General features: G+C 60.4%; 21 protein-coding genes. 10 read left to right on the top strand and 11 right to left on the bottom strand.

Annotated elements, in window-relative coordinates; translation table 11 throughout:
* Positions 1-133: 133 nt before the first annotated feature.
* The 5 genes from miaB to lnt all read left to right on the top strand — a co-directional run bounded on the left by miaB (position 134) and on the right by lnt (position 5,581).
* Positions 134-1,462, top strand: coding sequence for a tRNA (N6-isopentenyl adenosine(37)-C2)-methylthiotransferase MiaB (gene miaB, locus AC07VO_RS18295; RefSeq protein WP_018925767.1), 1,329 nt, complete (start codon positions 134-136; stop codon positions 1,460-1,462).
* 244 nt (positions 1,463-1,706) lie between these two features.
* Complete coding sequence (locus AC07VO_RS18290) at positions 1,707-2,711, top strand: PhoH family protein (protein WP_019020889.1); 1,005 nt, start codon at positions 1,707-1,709, stop codon at positions 2,709-2,711.
* On the top strand, positions 2,704-3,198 hold the full coding sequence (ybeY, locus tag AC07VO_RS18285; protein WP_018925765.1) for an rRNA maturation RNase YbeY: 495 nt from the start codon (positions 2,704-2,706) through the stop codon (positions 3,196-3,198). Before AC07VO_RS18290 ends, ybeY begins: the two co-directional genes overlap by 8 nt.
* A 5-nt stretch (positions 3,199-3,203) precedes the next feature.
* The gene (locus AC07VO_RS18280; protein ID WP_007909641.1) at positions 3,204-4,043 is read left to right on the top strand and encodes a CorC family transporter; all 840 of its coding nucleotides are present in this window, start codon (positions 3,204-3,206) and stop codon (positions 4,041-4,043) included.
* A 14-nt stretch (positions 4,044-4,057) separates the two neighbouring features.
* Complete coding sequence (gene lnt / locus AC07VO_RS18275; RefSeq protein WP_086945935.1) at positions 4,058-5,581, top strand: apolipoprotein N-acyltransferase; 1,524 nt, start codon at positions 4,058-4,060, stop codon at positions 5,579-5,581.
* A 38-nt stretch (positions 5,582-5,619) separates the two neighbouring features.
* Here lnt and AC07VO_RS18270 read toward each other — a convergent pair whose 3' ends face one another.
* Together AC07VO_RS18270 and AC07VO_RS18265 are read right to left on the bottom strand one after the other, a co-directional pair.
* The gene (locus AC07VO_RS18270) at positions 5,620-6,399 is read right to left on the bottom strand and encodes a YdcF family protein (protein ID WP_019581338.1); all 780 of its coding nucleotides are present in this window, start codon (positions 6,397-6,399) and stop codon (positions 5,620-5,622) included.
* A 106-nt stretch (positions 6,400-6,505) separates the two neighbouring features.
* Positions 6,506-6,826: a hypothetical protein gene (locus AC07VO_RS18265; protein WP_019650894.1), complete on the bottom strand. Its 321-nt coding sequence runs from the start codon at positions 6,824-6,826 to the stop codon at positions 6,506-6,508.
* Between the two features lie 280 nt (positions 6,827-7,106).
* On the opposite strand from AC07VO_RS18265, the gene leuS reads away from it, so the two are divergent.
* The 5 genes from leuS to AC07VO_RS18240 all read left to right on the top strand — a co-directional run bounded on the left by leuS (position 7,107) and on the right by AC07VO_RS18240 (position 13,254).
* Positions 7,107-9,713 (top strand): leucine--tRNA ligase, encoded by a 2,607-nt coding sequence (gene leuS, locus AC07VO_RS18260; protein ID WP_019581340.1) that lies wholly within the window; start codon positions 7,107-7,109, stop codon positions 9,711-9,713.
* Positions 9,714-9,803: 90 nt separating this feature from the next.
* Positions 9,804-10,409 carry an LPS-assembly lipoprotein LptE gene (locus AC07VO_RS18255; RefSeq protein ID WP_064620598.1) on the top strand — a complete coding sequence of 202 codons (606 nt, stop codon included), beginning with the start codon at positions 9,804-9,806 and terminating at the stop codon, positions 10,407-10,409.
* A 39-nt stretch (positions 10,410-10,448) separates the two neighbouring features.
* Entirely contained in the window at positions 10,449-11,486 is a 1,038-nt protein-coding gene (gene holA, locus AC07VO_RS18250; RefSeq protein ID WP_007937416.1) for a DNA polymerase III subunit delta, read from the top strand.
* A gap of 218 nt (positions 11,487-11,704) precedes the next feature.
* A complete protein-coding gene (arfA, locus tag AC07VO_RS18245) occupies positions 11,705-11,869 on the top strand; it encodes an alternative ribosome rescue factor ArfA (RefSeq protein WP_003176285.1) in 165 nt (54 codons plus the stop codon).
* A gap of 62 nt (positions 11,870-11,931) precedes the next feature.
* Positions 11,932-13,254 (top strand): lytic murein transglycosylase, encoded by a 1,323-nt coding sequence (locus AC07VO_RS18240; RefSeq protein ID WP_019650890.1) that lies wholly within the window; start codon positions 11,932-11,934, stop codon positions 13,252-13,254.
* A 94-nt stretch (positions 13,255-13,348) separates the two neighbouring features.
* Here the strand turns inward: AC07VO_RS18240 and AC07VO_RS18235 are convergent, their stop codons facing one another.
* The 9 genes from AC07VO_RS18235 to mrdA form a co-directional block, all read right to left on the bottom strand.
* Positions 13,349-14,296, bottom strand: a complete 948-nt coding sequence (locus AC07VO_RS18235) for a S66 peptidase family protein (RefSeq protein ID WP_018925758.1) — start codon at positions 14,294-14,296, stop codon at positions 13,349-13,351.
* A gap of 174 nt (positions 14,297-14,470) precedes the next feature.
* Entirely contained in the window at positions 14,471-15,493 is a 1,023-nt protein-coding gene (lipA, locus tag AC07VO_RS18230; RefSeq protein WP_007946663.1) for a lipoyl synthase, read from the bottom strand.
* A 1-nt stretch (position 15,494) separates the two neighbouring features.
* Positions 15,495-16,142 (bottom strand): lipoyl(octanoyl) transferase LipB, encoded by a 648-nt coding sequence (lipB, locus tag AC07VO_RS18225; protein WP_007937425.1) that lies wholly within the window; start codon positions 16,140-16,142, stop codon positions 15,495-15,497.
* Positions 16,142-16,417 (bottom strand): DUF493 domain-containing protein, encoded by a 276-nt coding sequence (locus AC07VO_RS18220; protein ID WP_003215438.1) that lies wholly within the window; start codon positions 16,415-16,417, stop codon positions 16,142-16,144. The genes lipB and AC07VO_RS18220 overlap by 1 nt, the downstream gene beginning before the upstream one ends.
* Positions 16,418-16,500: 83 nt before the next feature.
* Complete coding sequence (locus tag AC07VO_RS18215) at positions 16,501-17,658, bottom strand: D-alanyl-D-alanine carboxypeptidase family protein (RefSeq protein WP_018925757.1); 1,158 nt, start codon at positions 17,656-17,658, stop codon at positions 16,501-16,503.
* Between the two features lie 183 nt (positions 17,659-17,841).
* Positions 17,842-18,852 carry a septal ring lytic transglycosylase RlpA family protein gene (locus AC07VO_RS18210; RefSeq protein WP_064620605.1) on the bottom strand — a complete coding sequence of 337 codons (1,011 nt, stop codon included), beginning with the start codon at positions 18,850-18,852 and terminating at the stop codon, positions 17,842-17,844.
* Positions 18,852-19,862: a lytic murein transglycosylase B gene (gene mltB / locus AC07VO_RS18205; RefSeq protein WP_086945938.1), complete on the bottom strand. Its 1,011-nt coding sequence runs from the start codon at positions 19,860-19,862 to the stop codon at positions 18,852-18,854. The genes AC07VO_RS18210 and mltB overlap by 1 nt, the downstream gene beginning before the upstream one ends.
* 17 nt (positions 19,863-19,879) lie before the next feature.
* Complete coding sequence (gene rodA, locus AC07VO_RS18200) at positions 19,880-20,983, bottom strand: rod shape-determining protein RodA (protein ID WP_019650887.1); 1,104 nt, start codon at positions 20,981-20,983, stop codon at positions 19,880-19,882.
* A gap of 31 nt (positions 20,984-21,014) precedes the next feature.
* A complete protein-coding gene (gene mrdA / locus AC07VO_RS18195) occupies positions 21,015-22,910 on the bottom strand; it encodes a penicillin-binding protein 2 (RefSeq protein WP_086945939.1) in 1,896 nt (631 codons plus the stop codon).
* Positions 22,911-22,913 lie beyond the last annotated feature (3 nt).

Raw genomic sequence — 22,913 nt, 5'->3', positions numbered from 1 at the left:
GTGGGCGGGTAACACATCGGGGATAAAAATGAGGGCGCGAACTATAGCATAGCCACCGGACGCGCAGCGGTAGGAACCTTGGGACATGTTCCCTATAATGCGCGGTTCTTTGAATCACGTGATGAATCTTTCCATGGCCAAGAAGCTTTACATCGAAACCCACGGTTGCCAGATGAACGAGTACGACAGCTCGCGCATGGTCGATCTGTTGGGTGAACATCAGGCCCTGGAAGTCACCGCCCGCGCTGAAGACGCCGACGTGATCCTGCTCAATACCTGCTCGATCCGTGAACGCGCCCAGGACCGGGTGTATTCCCAGCTCGGCCGCTGGCGCGAACTGAAACTGGCCAATCCGGAAATGGTCATCGCCGTCGGCGGTTGCGTGGCCAGCCAGGAAGGCGCGGCCATCCGTGATCGCGCTCCGTATGTCGACGTGGTGTTCGGCCCGCAGACCCTGCACCGCCTGCCGGAAATGATCGACGCCGCGCGCGCTACCAAACTGCCGCAAGTCGACGTCTCGTTCCCGGAAATCGAAAAATTCGACCACTTGCCCGAACCGCGCATCGATGGGCCGAGCGCTTACGTGTCGGTCATGGAAGGCTGCAGCAAGTACTGCACCTTCTGCGTGGTGCCTTATACCCGCGGTGAAGAAGTCAGCCGGCCGTTCGACGATGTGATTGCCGAGATCATCCACTTGGCCGAAAACGGCGTGCGCGAAGTGACTCTGTTGGGGCAAAACGTCAACGGCTATCGCGGGACCACTCACGACGGTCGCCTGGCCGACCTGGCGGAATTGATCCGGGTGGTCGCCGCCGTCGATGGCATCGACCGGATTCGCTACACCACTTCGCACCCGCTGGAGTTCTCCGACAGCCTGATCCAGGCCCACGCCGACGTACCGGAACTGGTAAAACACCTGCACTTGCCGGTGCAATCGGGCTCCGACCGAATCCTCGCGGCGATGAAGCGCAACCACACCGCGCTGGAGTACAAGTCCAAACTGCGCAAACTGCGGGCCGCCGTGCCGGGGATCTGCATCAGTTCGGACTTTATCGTCGGCTTCCCGGGCGAGACCGAAAAAGACTTCGAACAGACCATGAAGCTGATCGAAGACGTCGGTTTCGACTTCTCCTACTCGTTCGTCTACAGCCAACGCCCGGGCACCCCGGCCGCCGACCTGGCCGACGAAACGCCGGAAGAACTGAAAAAAGAACGCCTGAATGCCCTGCAACATCGCCTGAACCAGCAAGGGTTCGAGATCAGCCGACAAATGGTGGGCTCCATTCAGCGGATTCTGGTTACCGATTATTCGAAAAAAGACCCTGGCGAACTGCAGGGGCGCACCGAGAATAACCGTATCGTCAACTTCCGCTGCGACAATCCGACCCTGATCGGCCAGTTCGCCGACGTGCACATCGACGCCGCGCAACCACACTCGCTGCGGGGTTCGCTGATCCAATAACAGCAGGCCATAGAGCCTTTGTGGCGAGGGAGCTTGCTCCCGCTCGGTTGCGAAGCAGCCGCAAACAAGACACCTCGATCCTGAAAGATTGAGGCTGGATGATTTGGGAGCGCTTCGCACTCCAGCGGGAGCAAGCTCCCTCGCCACAGTTATCCAGTGAGACTGCTTTAAGAGCTTTCGCACCCAGGCGACTGGCGTTATCCTTTATTTCATCAATATTGCCCCAGGGCGGCTAAATACGACCTTGAACGCACCCATAGAACCACATCGTTTCATCCTCGAGCCTTTTGAAGCTCGCCGCTTCGCCAATTTGTGCGGGCAATTCGATGAGCATCTGCGCTTGATCGAACAGCGCCTGACCATCGAGATCCGCAACCGCGGAAACCAGTTCGAACTGATCGGCGAGCCCAAGCACACCACCTCCGCGGAAAACCTCCTGCGTCGCTTGTACCGGGAAACCAAGGGTACCGAGCTGTCGCCGGACATGGTTCACCTGTTCCTGCAGGAATCGGCCGTCGAGGAACTGGACAACCACTCCCCCGCCGAACCGTCCGTCGCCTTGCGCACCAAAAAAGGCATGATTCGCCCTCGCGGCTTGAATCAACTGCGCTACGTGAAAGAAATCCTCGGTAACGACATCAATTTCGGCATCGGCCCGGCCGGTACCGGCAAGACCTATCTGGCTGTTGCCTGCGCGGTAGACGCACTGGAACGCGAGCAGATTCGTCGCATCCTGTTGGTGCGTCCGGCGGTTGAAGCGGGTGAAAAACTCGGTTTCCTGCCCGGCGACCTGTCGCAAAAAATCGACCCGTACCTGCGCCCGCTCTACGACGCGCTCTACGAAATGCTCGGCTTCGAATATGTCGCCAAGCTAATCGAGCGCCAGGTCATTGAAGTCGCGCCACTGGCCTACATGCGCGGCCGCACGCTGAACAACAGCTTCATCATCCTCGACGAAAGCCAGAACACCACCGTCGAACAGATGAAGATGTTCCTGACCCGGATCGGCTTTGGCTCCACGGCGGTCATCACCGGTGACATCACCCAGGTCGACCTGCCACGCGGCACCAAGTCCGGGCTGCATCATGTGATCGAAGTGCTCAAGGACGTTCCGGGCATCAGCTTCACCCACTTCCAGCCCAAGGACGTGGTGCGCCATCCGCTGGTACAACGCATCGTCGAGGCGTACGAGCGCTTCGAAAATCGCGCTGCCGATGCCGCGCCAAAGGACACCCCGCACGATGCTTGAGCTTGATCTGCAACTGGCCAGCGACGCACCTGCCCCGAGTGAAGCCGAGTTCCGGAAATGGTGTGAACTGGCCCTGCGCCAGCGCACCGCCGACTCCGAGCTGACCATTCGTCTGGTCGACGAAGAAGAAGGCCGCGAACTGAATCACACCTGGCGGCAGAAGGATTACGCCACCAACGTGCTGTCATTTCCTGCCGATGTGCCGGACGAGTTGCTGGATATCCCGTTATTGGGCGATCTGGTGATCTGCGTGGCCGTGGTCGAGCGCGAAGCCGCCGAACAAGGCAAGGCACTCAACGCCCATTGGGCGCATCTGGTCATTCACGGCTGCTTGCATCTGCTTGGTTACGACCATATAGATGACGACGAAGCCGAAGAAATGGAAGCACTGGAACGAACGTTGCTTGCAGAACTGGGTCATCCGGACCCTTATGCGGACGACGAAACAGACACATCCCCTATCGTTACAACAAAGGATTCAGAGTAATCGCTATGAGCGAAGATCGATCGAGCAACGGGCAGAAGTCTTGGCTGGGTAAGCTCACCCAGGCTTTTGCCCACGAGCCGAAAAACCGCCAGGAGCTGCTGGAGCTGCTGCGCGATGCACACCAAAACAAGTTGCTGGACAGCGAAGCGCTGGCCATCGTCGAAGGCGCCATCCAGGTTGCAGACCTGCAAGTACGGGACATCATGGTCCCGCGCTCGCAGATGATCAGCATCAAGGCGACCCAGACACCTCGCGAGTTCCTGCCCGCCGTGGTCGACTCGGCCCACTCCCGCTACCCGGTGATCGGCGAAAGCCATGATGACGTGATGGGCGTGTTGCTGGCCAAGGACTTGCTGCCGTTGATCCTCAAGGAGAACGGCGACAGCTTCAACATCAAGGACCTGCTGCGCCCGGCCACCTTCGTGCCCGAGTCCAAGCGCCTGAATGTGCTGCTGCGCGAATTCCGCGCCAACCATAACCACATGGCCATCGTCATTGACGAATACGGCGGCGTGGCCGGTCTAGTGACCATCGAAGACGTGCTCGAACAGATCGTCGGCGACATCGAAGACGAGCATGACGTCGAAGAAGACAGCTACATCAAGCCGCTGCCCAGCGGTGACTTCCTGATCAAGGCCCTGACGCCGATCGAGAACTTCAACGAGTTCTTTGACAGCGAATTCTCCGACGACGAATTCGACACCGTCGGCGGACTGGTGATGAGCGCGTTCGGGCACTTGCCAAAACGCAACGAAATCACCGAAATCGGCGCCTATCGCTTCCGCATCCTGAACGCCGACAGCCGTCGGATTCATTTGCTGCGTCTGACACCTATAGCTCGGTAACTCTAAGGATTGAAATGCGCTGGATGACCCGCCCCGGCTGGCCCGGTAACCTGCTGGCCGTGGCGGCCGGTGCACTCACCACCCTGGCCTTGGCGCCATTCGATATCTGGCCGCTGGCATTGCTGGCGGTCGGTTTCTTTTACGCCGGTTTGCGCGAACTGAGCCCCCGTCAGGCCCTGGGCCGTGGCTGGTGTTTCGGTTTCGGCCTGTTTGCCGGCGGAACCAGCTGGATCTACTACAGCATTCACAACTTCGGCGGCGCATCTGTACTGCTGGCCGGGTTCTTGATGCTGCTCTTCACCGCAGCGATTGCCTGGTTCTTCGCCTTGCCCGCCTGGATTTGGGCGCGCTGGCTGCGCCGTAACGAAGCGCCGCTGGCCGATGCCCTGGCGTTTGCGGCGCTGTGGGTGGGTCAGGAAGCCTTTCGCGGCTGGTTCCTCACCGGTTTCCCGTGGCTGTATTCCGGTTACAGCCAGCTCGACGGCCCATTGGCCGGGCTCGCGCCGGTCGGCGGGATGTGGCTGATTTCCTTCGCGCTGGCCCTGACCGCCGCACTGGTCTATAACGCACCGCGCCTGATTCGCACCGCTCGCAAGGGCTTTATTGCCGCTGGCGTGTTGCTGCTGGCCGGCCCGTGGGTGATCGGCCTGGCGCTCAAGGAACACGCCTGGACCAGCCCTTCGGGTGCGCCGCTGAGCGTCGCGGCAATTCAGGGAAACATCGAACAAAGCATGAAATGGGACCCGTCGCAGATCAACGCGCAGTTGGCGCTGTACCGCGACATGAGTTTCAGCTCCAAACCCGTCGACCTGCTGATCTGGCCGGAAACGGCGGTCCCGGTACTCAAGGAGTCCGTCGAGGGCTATCTGGACATGATGGGCAGCTTCGCTGCAGAGCGTAAGTCCGCGCTGATTACCGGCGTGCCGATTCGACAGGAAGTCCATCACGAAAAGCGCTACTTCAACGGCATTACCGTTGTCGGTGAAGGCGATGGCACTTACCTGAAGCAGAAACTAGTGCCATTCGGCGAATACGTTCCGTTGCAGGAAGTCTTGCGCGGCCTGATCGCGTTCTTCGACCTGCCGATGTCCGACTTTGCCCGTGGACCGGCCGATCAACCGCTGCTACAGGCCAAGGGCTACCAGATTGCGCCGTACATCTGCTACGAAGTGGTCTACCCGGAATTCGCCGCCGGCCTCGCCGCCCACAGCGATTTGCTGCTGACCATCAGCAACGACACCTGGTTCGGCACCTCGATCGGCCCATTGCAACACTTGCAGATGGCGCAGATGCGCGCCCTTGAGGCCGGCCGCTGGATGATCCGCGCCACCAACAACGGCGTGACCGGCCTGATCAACCCGTTTGGTCAGATCACTGCCCGGATCCCGCAGTTCGAACGCGGTATTCTATACGGCGAAGTAGTGCCAATGCATAACCTGACGCCGTATCTGCAATGGCGTTCGTGGCCGTTGATCATCATTTGCTTGCTGTTGTTTGGCTGGGCGTTGATGGCCAACCGGATGGCGAAGACCGTTTAACCCGGCAGGATCATTCCCATGCACTGGCGTGGGAATGATCACTCCTCAACAGGCTCGCCTCGATAGAACATCCAATACCCGACCTGCCCCACGAGCTCATTCATCAACTGCCCCGATTGCCAGATCGATTTGAATTCCGGCATCCAGCCACCCAGTGGCCGCGCATTGTCCACGCCTAAAAACCCCACCGGCGCCGGCACCACCTCAAATCCGGCCTGCTCAAAGCTCCACACCGCCCGCGGCATATGCCACGCCTGAGTCACGACCACCACCCGTTTGATCCCCTGCGGCAACAATACCTGGGCGCTGAACTGCGCGTTTTCCCAGGTTGTGCGGCTGCGCCCTTCCTGCCAGCGTACCGTCACGCCAAAATCATCGAGCAACGAATCTGCCATCAGCTGCGCTTCAGTCGGCGGTGTCCCGTAATGCAGGCCGCCGCTGGCCAGAATCGGCAAGCCGGAAGCCTTGGCCAGACGCGCGGCATAGCGCTCGCGCCCAAGACCTACGCCGGTGGGCTGGTCGACGCCCCAGGCCAGGTCGCCACGCTCACGCCCGGAACCCAGCACCACGATCGCGTCGGCGCGCTGGCCCAGGGTGGCCCATTCCTCGCGCACGAGCGGCGGCTCGCGCTCCAGAACCCTGGCAGTCCACTCCACCATGACTGGCAGGCTCATCAACCAGAAGCCACCCACCCCCATAACGAAGCACGCTCCCGCCAGCCTCGGCCTTGAGCGGCGCCACCACCAGGCGAGTACCAGTAACAGCAAAAGAACGCCGGGCGGCAATAGAAGTTGTTTAATGAAATAACGAAAAGGCATCGGGCATCTCCATAGATGCCCGAAGCCTAAGTGGGTTAACGTAATGCGACAACAAATGCGGAAGGACTTTATTTCAAAAAACCATATGCGATGGTTTCAAGTGTCCTTACTTGAACTGCAGAGACCGGACCTTTACCGCGCCTCCGCCGGGTGTCTTATCCTTGAGCCAGAGGATCTTGGCCGTACGTGGTGCCTCGAGTTGCTTCATTGCTGCTGACAAGCATCCGTGCGTTTCACGTTCACTACGGTCCAGATAGGCCTTGACCAGTTCAAACTCTGCGGGGGTCAAACCACGCAGTTCCAGCTCCAGGGGACGCTCGTCGCGAAGCCGTCCAGCGGTTTTGGCCGCGTCCAGGGCCATTGCGAGACGGTCGATCAGTCTTTCGTACAACTCCGGTTTTGTAGCTTTTTGCTGTGAATCAACCATCCATCACCTCATTGAAGATAAGACTCACTCCCCTTTTAGAGCTTAGCTTCGCTGAAAAAACCGGCTGAGCGCCGCGACCAACGGCCCTTGGGGCGGGAATTGACCGCGCCCTTGCGTGTAATCAGGGTTTCCCTCGGTAGAGTGCCGTCATGTATGCTACGGCGCTTCCTGTAACTCCACTTCCAGCTCGGCTGGGCAGCGAAACGCCGATTGGGCGTCATCACCGTCCAGCGTTGCATTGAAGAGGATTAGGCCACCCCTATTCAGTTCAAAAGTAGCCATGCACGAACAATATCAGCCCCGTGAAATCGAAGCCGCCGCCCAGTCGTTCTGGGACGAGCAAAAGTCCTTTGAAGTCAGTGAACAGCCAGGCAAGGAGACTTTCTACTGCCTGTCGATGTTCCCTTACCCCAGCGGCAAGCTACACATGGGGCACGTGCGCAACTACACCATCGGCGACGTGATCTCCCGCTACCAGCGCATGCAAGGCAAGAACGTCCTGCAACCCATGGGTTGGGACGCGTTCGGCATGCCGGCGGAAAACGCCGCGATGAAGAACAACGTAGCGCCCGCCAAGTGGACCTACGAAAACATCGCCTACATGAAAAGCCAGCTGCGCAGCCTGGGCCTGGCGGTGGACTGGTCGCGCGAAGTGACCACCTGCAAGCCCGATTACTACCGCTGGGAACAATGGCTGTTCACTCGCCTGTTCGAAAAAGGCGTGATTTACAAAAAAAGCGGCACTGTGAACTGGGACCCGGTCGACCAGACTGTTCTGGCCAACGAGCAAGTGATCGACGGTCGCGGCTGGCGTTCCGGCGCGCTGATTGAAAAGCGCGAAATCCCGATGTACTACTTCAAGATCACCGCTTACGCGGATGAGCTGCTGGAGAGCCTCGACGAACTGACTGGCTGGCCTGAACAGGTCAAGACCATGCAGCGCAACTGGATCGGCAAATCCCGCGGCATGGAAGTGCAGTTCCCGTACGACGTCGCTTCCATCGGTGAAGCCGGCGCGTTGAAAGTCTTCACCACCCGTCCGGATACCCTGATGGGCGCGACCTACGTTGCCGTGGCCGCCGAACACCCTCTGGCTGCCCTGGCGGCGCAGAACAACCCTGAACTGCAAGCGTTCATCGCTGAATGCAAGGGCGGCAGCGTTGCTGAAGCCGACGTCGCCACTCAAGAGAAAAAAGGCCTGCCGACCTCGCTGTTCGTCGAGCACCCGCTGACCGGTGAGAAACTCCCGGTATGGGTCGCCAACTACGTGCTGATGCACTACGGCGATGGCGCGGTCATGGCAGTTCCGGCGCACGACGAGCGTGATTTCGAGTTCGCCCACAAGTACAACCTGCCGATCAAATCGGTGGTGCGCACAAGTGCCGGTGACACTAATCCTGCCCCGTGGCAGGACGCTTACGGCGAGTACGGCACGCTGATCAATTCCGGCGAGTTCGATGGCCTCGACTTCGCAGGCGCTTTCGACGCTATCGAAGTCGCACTGATCAAGAAAAACCTCGGCGCCTCGCGCACCCAGTTCCGCCTGCGCGACTGGGGCATCAGCCGTCAACGCTACTGGGGCTGCCCGATCCCGATCATCCACTGCGATACTTGCGGTGATGTACCGGTCCCGGAAGATCAACTGCCCGTGGTGCTGCCGGAAGACGTGGTACCGGACGGCGCTGGTTCGCCGCTGGCACGCATGCCCGAGTTCTACGAGTGCGCTTGCCCGAAATGCGGTGCACCGGCCAAGCGTGAAACCGACACCATGGACACCTTCGTCGAGTCCTCGTGGTACTACGCCCGTTACGCCTCGCCGCACTTTGAAGGTGGCCTGGTAGAAAAATCGGCGGCCGACCACTGGTTGCCGGTGGATCAGTACATCGGCGGTATCGAACACGCGATTCTTCACCTGCTCTACGCGCGCTTCTTCCACAAGCTGATGCGCGATGAAGGCCTGGTGAGCTCCAACGAGCCATTCAAGAACCTGCTGACCCAGGGCATGGTGATCGCCGAGACTTACTACCGTCGCGAAGCCAACGGTGCCTACACCTGGTTCAACCCGGCGGACGTCGAACTCGAACGCGACAGCAAGGCCAAGGTTATTAGCGCCAAGCTGATCGCAGATGGCCTGCCGGTGGAAATCGGCGGCACCGAGAAGATGGCCAAGTCGAAGAACAACGGCGTCGATCCACAGTCGATGATTGACCAGTTCGGTGCAGACACCTGCCGCCTGTTCATGATGTTCGCCTCGCCACCTGACATGAGCGCGGAATGGTCCGACTCCGGAGTAGAAGGTTCGCACCGCTTCCTCAAGCGCGTCTGGCGCCTGGCTCAAGCGCACGTCACTCAGGGCCTGCCGGGCAAACTGGACGTCGCCAGCCTGAATGACGAGCAGAAAGCCATTCGCCGTTCGATCCACCAGGCCATCAAGCAGGCCAGCCACGACGTCGGCCAGAATCACAAATTCAACACCGCCATCGCCCAGGTGATGACGCTGATGAACGTGCTGGAAAAAGCCCCGCAAGGCACCGAACAGGATCGCGCGCTGATTCACGAAGGCCTGGAAACCGTGACTCTGCTGCTGGCCCCGATCACCCCGCACATCAGCCACGAGCTGTGGCATCGCCTGGGCCACGCCGACCCGGTGATCGACGCCGGTTGGCCGGTGCTGGACGAAAGCGCGCTGGTACAGGACAGCCTGCAACTGGTCATTCAAGTGAATGGCAAGCTGCGCGGCCACATCGAAATGCCAGCCAGCGCCAGCCGCGAAGAAGTCGAAGCCGCCGCACGGGCCAACGAAAACGTCCTGCGCTTCGTCGATGGCCTGACTATTCGCAAAGTGATCGTAGTGCCCGGGAAACTGGTCAATATCGTCGCCAGCTAAAAATTGGATCGGGCGCCAGGTGAGCCTGGCGCCGAGTAAAACCTTTCGGGCCGCTTGACCGGCCCACATGGTTTCAAGGGGAGCAACAAGATGATCAAACGCAATTTGCTGGTGATGGGCCTTGCAGTCCTGCTGAGCGCCTGCGGTTTCCACCTGCGTGGCACCGAAACCACCGAACTGGCGATCAAGGAACTCGACCTGAGTGCCCGCAATGCCTACGGCGAAACCGTGACACAATTGCGTCAGGTACTGGAAAGCAGCGGCGTCCGGGTCTACAGCGGCGCACCTTACAAACTGGTGCTGACCGATGAGCAGGAAAGCCAGCGCATCCTCAGCTATGCCGGTGCCGGCCGTACTGGCGAGTACCAGGTGAACACCGTGCTCAATTACGACATCCGTGGTCAAGGTGGCCTGCCACTGCTGAGCGACAAGCTTGAAGTGCAGAAGGTGTTCATCCACGATGGCAACAACCTGGTAGGTTCCGACCAGGAAGCCAACGATGCCCGCCGCGAGACTCGTCGTGAACTGGTTCAACGCATGATGCTGCGTCTGCAACAGCTCACTCCGACTCAGTTGGAGCAGCTGCAACAGACCGCCGACGCCCGGGCCAAGGCTGAAGCCGCCGCGCTGGAAGCAGCGCAGAAAGCTGAAGCGGAGACTCCGCGTCAGTCGCCTGTCGAACTGCCGCAGCAATAAGACTTACGGGGCGCTCAGGCGCCCCGTTCGCCTCCTCTTATGAAACTCGCCCCCGCCCAACTCGGTAAACACCTGCAAGGCGCTCTTGCGCCGGTCTACATCATCAGTGGCGATGACCCACTGCTGTGCCAGGAAGCCGCCGACGCCATTCGCGCCGCTGCTCGCCAACAAGGTTTCGATGAACGCCAGGTCTTCGCCGCCGACGCCAGTTTCGACTGGGGTACGCTGCTGCAGGCTGGTGCAAGCATGTCGCTGTTCGCCGAAAAACGTCTTCTGGAACTGCGCCTGCCCTCCGGCAAACCTGGTGACAAAGGCGCCGCCGCGCTCATCGAGTACTGCTCGCGCCCGGCAGAAGACACGCTACTGCTGATCAGCCTGCCCAAGCTTGATGGCAGTGCGCAGAAAACCAAGTGGGGCAAGGCGCTGGTCGAAGGTCCGCAGACCCAGTTCGTGCAAATCTGGCCCGTGGACACCAACCAGTTGCCGAGCTGGATTCGTCAACGACTGTCCCAGGCCGGGCTTTCCGCCAGCCAGGACGCCGTCGAACTGATCGCCGCTCGGGTCGAAGGCAACTTGCTGGCTGCCGCCCAGGAAATCGAAAAGCTCAAGCTGATGGCCGAAGGTGGTCAGATCACCGTCGAAACCGTGCAAGCGGCGGTGGCCGACAGCGCGCGCTTCGACGTCTTCGGCTTGACCGACGCGATCCTCAACGGCGAAGCTGCTCATGCCCTGCGCATGCTCGAAGGGCTGCGCGGCGAAGGCGTCGAACCGCCGGTGATTCTCTGGGCGCTGGCCCGTGAACTGCGCCTGCTGGCCAACCTGTCGCTGCAATACAGCCAGGGCGTGCCGCTGGACAAAGCCTTCAGCCAGGCCCGACCGCCGGTCTGGGACAAGCGCAAACCACTGATGAGCAAGGCACTGCAACGCTACTCGGCACAACGCTGGGCGCAATTGCTGCTTGAAGCACAGCGCATCGACGCGCAGATCAAAGGCCAGGCGGCGGGTTCACCCTGGATGAGTTTGAGCCGGTTGACGTTGTTGATGGCTGGGCAGAGATTGTCGTTGCCTGCCGAATAACCTGTTTTCCAGCCTGCACCAACCTCTGTGGCGAGGGAGCTTGCTCCCGCTGGGTTGCGAAGCGACCCCGAAACGGTTTTACGACTGCTCCGCAGCCGAACGAGAGCAAGCTCCCTCGCCACAAGCCATCATTTCCTACATATCCCAGGGACTAGACAGAACCCCAACTTCGGCCGATGATTTGTCCCGCAAAATCCACTCACTTGCGAGAGATCATCATGAGTAAAAAGCCATCCAAGCATGGCCCCAACAAGGCCAAATCCATCATCGCCCAGCCACTGTTCCGCAGCCGTCAGGAACGAGCCGGCAAGGGCAAAGGCAGCTACCGCCGCGAAGCCTTCCAGTCTAATAGCTGGGAGGCTTCTTACTTTCTGGCAGCCTGAAAGGCAAGCCATCGCTCAACATGTTAAGGTCTGCACCTGATTCGTATCCTCTGGACCTGTGCATGCCCCTTTGTCTTTCCCGTCGTTGGCACCTTCGCCAATTGATAGCTGCCTCCAGCCTCGTTCTGCTTGTCGCCTGCGCGGAAAAACCCACCGCCGCCGACGCCCAGCCGCTTCAAACCCAAGCCGTTGCCACGGCCCCTGCGGTCGTTCCGCCGGTGGTTCCGACTGGTGAGGATCTCGACATCCAGCCCACCCAGACCTTTGCCGAATGGCAGGCGGGCTTTCGCAAAGACGCCCTCGCCGCCGGCATTCGCGCCGACCTGTTCGACCGTGCCTTTGCCAATGTCAGCTTGGACGCCAGCGTGATCCGTGCCGACCGCAGCCAACCGGAATTTACTCGTCCGGTGTGGGAATACCTCGATGGCGCGCTGTCGCCGCTGCGGGTACGCAAAGGTCAGGCACTGGTCAGCCAGTACGCCGATATCCTGCAAAGCATCGAACAGCGCTATGGCGTCGACCGTCAGGCATTGGTCGCGGTGTGGGGCATGGAGAGTAACTTCGGTCAGTTCCAGGGCAACAAGTCTGTGATCAACTCCCTGGCAACCCTGGCCTATGAAGGTCGACGCCCTGGCTTTGCTCATGCGCAGCTGATCGCTGCCCTGCAGATCCTGCAACAGGGTGATATTGAACCCGAGAAAATGCTCGGCTCCTGGGCGGGCGCCATGGGCCAGACCCAGTTCATCCCGACCACCTACAACACCCACGCCGTAGACTTCGACGGCGATGGCCGCCGTGACATCTGGAACAGCGCCGCTGATGCACTGGCCTCGACCGCGCACTACCTGCAAAGCTCTGGCTGGCAGAAAGGCCAGCCGTGGGGCTTCGAAGTCCAACTGCCGAGCAGCTTCAATTACGTCCTGGCCGATGGCGCGATTCGCAAAAGCGTCGCCGAGTGGCAGCAACTGGGGGTCACCCTGCCCAATGGTGTCCAGGTTCCGGCCGGTTCCGAACACCTGTCGGCCGCCCTGCTCCTGCCGGCAGGCTATCGCGGCCCGGCATTCCTGATCTTCGATAACTTCCGCGCAATCCTCAAGTACAACAACTCGTCGTCCTACGCCTTGGGCGTGAGCCTGTTGTCTGAGCGTTTCAATGGTGGTGGCCTGATCAACGGTCTATGGCCAAAAGATGACTTGCCGCTGAGCCGTACCGAGCGAATCGAGCTGCAAACCCTGCTGAGCGCCCGGAACTATGACGCCGGCACCCCCGACGGCATCATCGGCGCCAATACCCGTAAAGCAATCCGCAGCGCGCAGCAGTCGTTTGGCTGGCCGGCGGATGGGTACCCTACGCACAAGTTGCTCGAAGGTTTGCGTAACCGCTAAAAGCAAAAGATCGCAGCCTTCGACAGCTCCTACAGGGTTTTGTGTACACCTGCAGGAACTGCCGAAGGCTGCGATCTTTTTTTGCGATGTGTTGTTACTTGATCACCACATCCTGCTCCAACACCAACGTCTTGCTCCCCGCATCCAGCCTGACCAGTGCCCCCATCGGCAACGTCAGGTTCGGATCGCAATGCCCGCTGCGCCACCCCGCCAGCACGGGTATGCGCAACGACGCGAAGGTCTGCTTGAGCAAGCCCTCCAGCGCGATGGTGTCCACGCCCGCCACATCCCCCACCAGAACCCCGCGCAACTTGTGCAGCGTGCCGGCCAGACGCAAGTGGGTCAGCAGCCGATCAATGCGATAAAGCGGCTCGTTGATGTCTTCGATGAACAGGATGGCGCCCTCGGCGTCGATCTCGTAAGGCGTGCCCATGGTCGCGGCGATCATCGACAGATTGCCCCCCAGCAAACGCCCGTGAGCAATGCCTGGCGAGACGGTCGTCAACGGGTAGGCCACAGGGTGCGCCAGCACGCTGTCCGCCGTCACTTGCCCGCGCAACATGTTGAAAAACGAGGACTCGGTGGGTTTCTGCTTGTCACCCAGCAGGTCAGCATTGAGCATCGGGCCGTGAAACGTCACGAAACCCGCATAACGGCTGATTGCCAGATGCAGTGCAGTGATATCGCTATAGCCGATGAACGGTTTGGCATTGTTGCGCAGTAACTCGAAATCGATCCGATCGAGCAAACGCGGCGTACCGTAACCGCCACGCAAACAGATGATGGCGTCGACCTCGCTGTCGGTAAATGCCGCGTGCAAGTCATTGAGCCGCACATCGTCGCTGCCGGCCAGGTAGCCGTCTTTCTCGTAAACGCCGGGGAACACTCGCAGCGAATAGCCGCGAGCGCGCATCCAGGCAATCGCTTTATCGGTGTCCAGGGCAGCGGGGCCGGCAGGCGCAATGACGCCGATCAGCCCTGCAGGCGGCAAGGCCGGAACAGGGACGTGAGGACAAAGGGTGTGGGTCGGTCGAGCAGTCATCCATGATTCTCCCTGTGTGAATGCTTCAGCACACAGTAGTCAGGAACGGGAATAAACAAAAGAGGGTCAGTCGCACCACGGCTTGCAGGAAAAGCCTGCAGAGGATGTGGGCACCACCAATGAAAACGCCCGCAAGGACTAACCTTGCGGGCGTGCTCTTTTCTCAGCGCGGAATCAGGACGACATCAATTCGGCCTTGACCAGCTTCGCCTGCTCGTCGGCGTGGTACGAGGAGCGTACCAGCGGGCCGGAAGCGACGTTCTTGAAGCCCATCTTGTAGCCTTCCTCGGCAAACCAGGCGAAGGTGTCCGGGTGCACGAAGCGCTGGACCGGCAAGTGGCTGCGGGACGGTTGCAGGTACTGGCCCAGGGTCAGCATGTCGATGTCGTGTTCGCGCATGCGTTTCATGACTTCGATGACTTCTTCGTCGGTTTCGCCCAGACCCAGCATCAGGCCGGACTTGGTCGGAATGTGCGGCATCATCTGCTTGAAGCGTTGCAGCAGGGTCAGCGACCACTGGTAATCCGACCCCGGACGCGCAGCCTTGTACAGGCGCGGCACGGTTTCCAGGTTGTGGTTGAACACATCTGGCGGCTCGGCGGCGGTGATTTCCAGTGCGACGTCCATGCGGCCACGGTAGTCCGGGACCAGGGTTTCGAGCTGTACGTTCGGCGACAGTTTGCGGATTTCGCGGATGCAGTCGGCAAAGTGCTGGGCACCACCGTCACGCAGGTCGTCACGGTCTACCGAGGTGATGACCACGTATTTCAGTTTCAGGTCGGCGATGGCAATGGCCAGGCTTTCCGGCTCGTTCACGTCCAGTGGCTTCGGACGACCATGGCCAACGTCGCAGAACGGGCAACGACGGGTGCAGATATCGCCCATGATCATGAAGGTCGCGGTGCCGCCGGAGAAGCACTCGCCCAGGTTCGGGCAGGATGCTTCTTCGCAAACGCTGTGCAGCTTGTGTTTGCGCAGCAAGGCCTTGATGCGGTCGACTTCCGGGGAAACCGGGATGCGCACGCGAATCCAGTCAGGTTTCTTCGGCAGTTCGGTGGTCGGGATGATCTTCACCGGGATGCGTGCAACCTTCTCGGCGCCGCGCAGCTTGACGCCGGCTTCAACCTTGGCACGCGGGGCCGGACGCTCGGTGACATCGAGCGTCGGGATCATGGTTTGCACTGCATCAGTAGTCATATCAATCGATTCCGCCCGTTAGGGTCGTCTGCTCAGCATAGTCGAGGTGTTTGACGAGCTGCGCGCGCAGCCGGGCACTTACCTCGGCAAATTCAATCGGTCCTGCGTGATCGCGCAGCTGGGTCATCGCCAGCCCGGCATAGCCGCAGGGATTAATCCGTCGAAACGGTTCCAGGTTCATATCCACGTTCAGGGCCAGGCCATGAAAGGAACAACCGTGGCGGATCCGCAGACCCAAGGACGCGATTTTCGCGCCATCGACATAGACACCCGGTGCATCCGGCTTGGCGGATGCGGTCACGCCGTAACTGGCCAGCAACTCGATCAGGCACTGCTCCATGCGGCTGACCAGGTCACGCACGCCGAACCCCAGCTTGCGCACATCCAGCAACAGGTAGGCCACCAACTGGCCCGGACCGTGGTAGGTCACCTGCCCACCGCGGTCGACCTGCACCACCGGAATATCGCCTGGCAGCAACAGGTGTTCAGCCTTGCCGGCCTGGCCCTGGGTGAACACCGGCGGGTGCTCGACCAGCCAGATCTCGTCGGCGGCATCGCTGCCGCGTTCGTTGGTGAAGCGTTGCATGGCATGCCAGACCGGCTCGTAAGCCATCTGGCCAAGTTCGCGAAAGCCCAGCGTGCCAGGCATCACAGCACCATGTGCACGAAGCCGGTAGCCCGCAGTTCGCTGTTGATGTTGTACAGCTGGTCCTGGTCGGTGGCGACGATGTGCAACTGAATCGTGGTGTACTTGCCGTTGGTGCTTTGGCGCTCATCAACGCGGTCATGGTTGATCGTCGCGTGTTTCTTGACGATCTCGATGATCTTGTCTTTGTTGCCCACACCCGTATCGCTGATCACCTTAACCGGGTAATCAACGTTGGGGAATTCGATCTTAGGCGCCTTTACTTCGGTATCGGTCATGGCGTAACGGCCTCGTAAGCGTAAGCCGTGGCGACAGCAAGGCCCCACGCCGGATCAGCGTGGGGCCATGCAGGTGCACACTATCAGTTGAACAAGCCGTAGAAGAATAGACGGATGCTATCCCACATGCGGCGGAAGATACCACCCTCGTCGACTGCGTCCAGAGCGATCAGGTCGGCGCTGTGCACCACTTTGTCGTCCAGTTTCACTTCGACTTTACCGATCACGTCGCCCTTGGCGATGGGTGCAACCAGTTGCGGGTTCATGGTCATGCTGGCAGCAAGCTTCTTCAGCTGGCCTTTTGGCAAGGTCATGGTCAGGTCTTCAGCCAGGCCGGCCTTGACTTGATTGGTGGTGCCTTTCCAGACAGGTGCCTGAGCCAGCTCGGCGCCTTTCTGATAGAAGGTCTGGGTTTCGAAGAAGCGGAAACCGTAAGTCAGCAACTTCTGGGTTTCGGCAGCACGAGCCACTTCGCTGTTGGTGCCGAACACCACGGCGATCAGACGCATGCCATCACGTACGGCCGAAGACACCATGCAGTAGCCGGCTTCGTCGGTGTGACCGGTTTTCAGACCGTCGACAGTCTTGTCGCGCCACAGCAGCAGGTTGCGGTTAGGCTGCTTGATACCGTTCCAGAAGAACTCTTTCTGCGAGTAGATCGCGTAGTGAGCCGGGTCTTCGTGGATGATCGCGCGAGCCAGCACGGCCATGTCGTGAGCCGACGAGTAGTGCTCCGGGTTCGGCAGACCGGTCGGGTTCATGAAGTGGGTGTTGGTCATGCCCAGATCAGCAACGGTTTTGTTCATCAGGTCGGCGAATGCGTCTTCGCTGCCGGCGATGTGCTCGGAGAGCGCAACACTGGCGTCGTTGCCCGATTGAATGATGATGCCGTGCAGCAGGTCGCTGACGGTAACTTGCGAGCCGACCTTGATGAACATCCGCGAACCACCGGTACGCCAGGCGTTCTCGCTGACGGTCACCGGATCGTTTTCGCCGATCTGGCCACGACGGATTTCCAGGGTCGCGATATACGCGGTCATCAGCTTGGTCAGGCTGGCCGGCGGCAGACGCTGGTCACCGTTGTTCTCTACCAGCACGTTGCCGCTGCTGGCGTCCATGAGTACGTAGGCTTTGGCGGCCAATTGCGGTGGCGACGGCATCATCTCGACCGCGAAAGCCGCGGGAGAGAGAAGCAGCGGGACTAGCAGGCACAGGCGTTTGGCAAAGGTGGTGATGTTCATCCGTCTCTCGAAATCGCTAATGGAAACTGCCCTAGGGCAAAACTAATCAGACAACTTTTCAAAAAGCTGTCACGTGTTCAGTTGCTCACTCTGTAACCCTTGCCGGGCTTTTGTTCTTCAACGAGCCAACAACCCGGTTCGCCCCCCAAAACTGCAAGCGAACCGTCAATCAAGTACTACGTGTTACTCGGCGCTGACCAGGCTCGGTGAACCGAGATTGGCCAGCCGCACGCTGTTCTGCACCTGCTGGATTTCACCCGCAGAGCCGATCGGCCCCATGCGCACCCGATGCAGAGTCTGCTGGTTACGCACGATCGAGCTGATGAACACCGGAGCGCTCACCATCCCGCTGAGCTTCGATCTCAGGAGCTCTGCAGCGTCCGGGTTGGCGAACGCGCCCACCTGCAGATACTGGCCAGAGGCTGGTACAGAAGCGTTTTTTTTTGCATCGATCTGCACGGGCACAACGGCCGCGGCGTGTTGCTGCGGCGGTGGCGTCCATTGCTCGACGGTGCCAGTGGAAGCGGTCATGGTCGGCGCGGCATTTTGCGCCACTTGCGGCTCGTTGAGCATCAACGGCGCCGGACGACCTCTCTGCGCCCACCATTCCTGCGGGTCGATGCCTTCGACCTTGACCCGCGCCGTGCCGATTTCAGCGTAGCCAAGCTTCTTGGCGGCCGCGTAGGACAAGTCGATGATCCGGTCTGAATAGAACGGCCCACGGTCATTGACCCGCAGAATCACCGTCTTGTTGTTGTCCAGGTTGGTCACCCGAACGTAACTTGGCAGTGGCAAGGTCTTGTGGGCGGCGCTCATGCCATACAGGTCATACACCTCGCCGTTGGCGGTGTTCTGGCCGTGGAACTTGGTGCCATACCAGGACGCCGTGCCCGACGCGACGTAGGTCTTGGATTCCTGCAGCGGGAAGTAGGTCTTGCCCAGCACGGTGTACGGGTTGGCTTTATAAGGACCGCTGTGCAGGGTCGGCGTGGCATCCGGGATGCGCGATACGTCGACGTCCCACCAGGGTGCGCCATCCTTGTGCGCCCGGTTGATGTCCAGGCCGGGGGCCGAACGAACGGCGGTGGAAGACTTCTGAGTCGGTGAGCGGCTGGTCGAACAACTGGCGACCAGCACCGCCAACGCGGCGAATGCCATGAGCTTCAGGGGTTTATTCATAGGCAATGCCCGCATTACTTGACGCCCCGTGCTTGGACCAGCTGTTCAGACAGTTGATGTACGGCCATGGCGTACATCACGCTGCGGTTATAACGCGTGATCGCGTAAAAATTCGTCAGGCCCATCCAGTATTCAGGGCCATTGTCACCTTCCAGGCGGAAAGCCGTGACCGGCATATCATCGCGCAGCGCATCATGACTCGACCAGCCCAGCGCCCGCAACTCCCCGACGGTTTTCGTCGGTTCGATGCCGTCGGTCAGCCCCTCGTCCACCTGATCGCCGCGCACATCGGCACGGCTGACCACAGGTTCGCCGGCGACCCAGCCGTGTTGCTTGAAATAACTGGCGACGCTGCCGATGGCATCATCGGGGTTGTTCCAGATATTAATGTGGCCGTCACCGTCGAAATCCACCGCATAGGCGCGAAAGCTGCTCGGCATGAATTGCGGCAAGCCCATGGCTCCGGCATAGGAGCCTTTGAGGGTCAACGGGTCGACCTGCTCTTCACGGGCCAGCAGCAGGAATTCACGCAACTCCTTGCGGAAGAAATCAGCACGGGGAGGATAGTCGAAACCCAGGGTCGACAAGGCGTCGATCACCCGATAATTGCCAGTATTGCGACCAAAAAAGGTTTCGACGCCGATGATCGAGACGATCACCTGCGCCGGCACACCGTATTCCTGCTCGGCGCGAGCCAGCACCGCCTCGTGCTGACGCCAGAAGTCCACGCCACGGGCGATGCGCGCGTCGGTGATGAACATCGGGCGATATTCTTTCCACTGCTTGACGCGTTCGGCGGGTTTGGAGATCGCGTCCAGAATCGACTGTTTGCGCTCGGCTTCGCGGAACACGCCCATCAGCTGTTCACCGGCAAAGCCGTAGTCACGGGTCATTTCACCAACGAACTCGGCCACCTGGGGTGAGCCTTCGTAATCGCCGGCCAATGCTTCCTGCACGGAACCAAGGATGCTCACCAGGCCGACCCACGGTGCGTATCGAGTCGCCCAGCCACGCATTACTTGCATTGAAATCTTCACCTTATTCAAACCTGCGCGATCCACTTGCGATGGGTATGGATCGACATCAAAACCCCAAACGCTGACAGTAGCGTCACCAGCGAAGTTCCTCCGTAGCTAATGAACGGCAACGGCACCCCCACCACCGGCAACAGGCCACTGACCATACCGATGTTGACGAAAACGTAAACAAAAAACGTCATGGTCAGGCTGCCCGCAAGCAATTTGCCAAACAGTGTCTGGGCCTGGGCGGTAATCACCAGCCCGCGACCGATCAACAGCAGGTAAATCAGCAACAGCGCGCAGATACCGACCAGGCCGAACTCTTCGCCCAGGACCGCAATAATGAAGTCGGTGTGGCTTTCTGGCAGGAAGTCCAGGTGCGACTGGGTACCGAGCAACCAGCCCTTGCCGAACACGCCACCGGAACCGATGGCCGCTTTCGACTGAATGATGTTCCAGCCCGTGCCCAGCGGATCACTCTCGGGGTCGAGGAAGGTCAGGATTCGCTGCTTTTGATAGTCGTGCATGATGAAGAACCACATCGCCACGGCCACCGGCACGGCGGCGGCGATCACGCTGAGGATCCAGCGCCAGCGCAGGCCACCCATGAACAGCACGAATGCGCCACCGGCGAGGATCAGCAACGAAGTGCCGAGGTCGGGCTGACGCACGATCAGAATGAACGGGACACCGATCAGCACCAGACTGATCCCCACGTGCTTGAGCTGGGGTGGCAAGGAACGCTTGGCCAAATACCAGGCGATGGTCGCCGGCATCAGGATCTTCATGAATTCCGAGGGCTGGAAGCGGATCACCCCGGGGATATTGATCCAGCGGGTGGCCCCCATGGCGTTATGGCCCATGACGTCCACCACCACCAGCAAGATCACGCCGACCACATAGCCGAGCGGCACCCAGCGGGCCATGAAGCGCGGTTCGAACTGGGCGATGACGATCATCGATATCAGGCCGATGCCGAAGGAAGTGGCTTGCTTGGCCAGCAGATCCCAGCTCTTGCCGCTGGCCGAATACAGCACGAACAGGCTGCCGGCGGCGAGGGTCAGCAGCAGGATCAGCAGCGGGCCGTCGATGTGCAGGCGTTGCAACAGCGTCGCACGGCGACGCATCACATCCTCGCTGGAGAGCATGCGATCGAAATTATTCTTCACGGGCCGTAGCCTCCGCACTGATAGGGCTGGCGTATTCGGCTTTCAGTCGTCCGTCCTGGTCGAGGAGCCAGGCGTCCATCACTTGACGCACCACCGGCGCGGCGACGCCGGAGCCGGACTCGCCGTTCTCGACCATCACCGACACCACGATTTGCGGGTTGTCGGCCGGCGCGAAGCCGACGAACAAGGCGTGGTCGCGGTGGCGCTCCTGCACCTTGGAGCGGTCGTACTTCTCGCCCTGCTTGATCGCAACCACCTGGGCCGTACCACTTTTGCCGGCGATCCGGTATTGCGCGCCGATCGATGCCTTGCGCGCCGTACCCCGGGCACCGTGCATTACCTGCTGCATGCCGTGATTGACCTTGGTCCAGTCCGACGGGTCGCGCAGGATAATGTCCGGCATCGGATGTTCATCCTTCGGCTTCTCGCCCTCGATGGTCTTGGCCAGGTGCGGACGATTCCAGACACCCTTGTTGGCCACCAGTGCCGTGGCCTGCGCCAGTTGCAACGGAGTGGACTGCATGTAGCCCTGACCGATCCCCAGAATCAGCGTCTCGCCCGGGAACCAGGCCTGACGACGGGTCACGCGCTTCCATTCCCGTGTCGGCATCAGCCCCGGCGACTCTTCGAACATATCCAGGGAGACCTTCTGGCCAATGCCGAATTTGCTCAGGTAGGACGACAACCGATCAATCCCCAGCTTGTGCGCCAGGTCATAGAAGTAGGTGTCGTTGGAACGCATGATCGCCGTGTCGAGATCGACGAAGCCGTCGCCGGTACGGTTCCAGTTGCGGTACTTGTGATCGTAGTTGGGCAGCATGTAGTAACCCGGGTCGAACACCCGGGTCGACGCCGTGACCACGCCCGCATCCAGGCCGGCAATCGCCACCGCTGGCTTGATGGTCGAACCGGGCGGGTACAGACCGCGCAGCACGCGGTTGAACAGTGGCCGGTCGATGGAGTCACGCAGCTCGGAGTAGGCCTTGAAACTGATGCCGGTGACGAACAGGTTCGGATCGAAACTCGGCTGGCTGACCATCGCCAGCACCTCACCGGTTTTCGGGTCCAGCGCTACCACCGCGCCACGGCGACCGCCAAGCGCGGCTTCGGCAGCTTCCTGCAATTTGATGTCCAGGCTCAGGACGATGTCCTTGCCGGAAATCGGTTCGGTACGTTTGAGTACCCGCAGTACACGGCCACGGGCGTTGGTCTCGACTTCTTCGTAACCGACCTGACCGTGCAATTCGGGCTCGTAGAAGCGCTCGATGCCGGTTTTGCCAATTTGATGGGTGCCGCTGTAACTCACCGGGTCCAGAGACTTGAGCTCTTTCTCGTTGATCCGCCCCATATATCCCACCGAGTGCGCAAAGTGCGCGCCCTGCGGATAGTGACGAACCAGCTGCGCGACCACTTCCACACCGGGTAGACGGAACTGGTTCACCGCGATGCGGGCGATCTGCTCTTCGGTCAACTCGAACAGGATCGGCACCGGCTCGAACGGCCGACGCCCCTGACGCATACGCTTCTCGAAGATCACCCGGTCCTCGGGCGTCAGCTCCAGCACTTCGACGATCACGTCGAGCACTTGCTGCCAATCGCCGGAGCGTTCACGGGTCATGCTCAGGCTGAAGCTGGGCCGGTTGTCGGCCACCACCACGCCATTGCGGTCGTAGATCAGCCCGCGAGTCGGCGGAATCGGCTGCACATGGACGCGGTTGTTTTCCGACAGGGTCGAGTGGTACTCGTACTGGATCACCTGAAGGAAATACAGCCGCGCGATCAGCACGCCGATCAGCGTCACCACCGCAATAGCCCCGAACACGACGCGGCCACGCACCAGACGGGCGTCTTTTTCGTGGTCCTTGATGCGGATCGGCTGGGACATGAG

Source organism: Pseudomonas sp. GW821-FHT03E01, from assembly GCF_059420765.1.
This window is presented reverse-complemented; position numbering and strand designations above follow the sequence as displayed.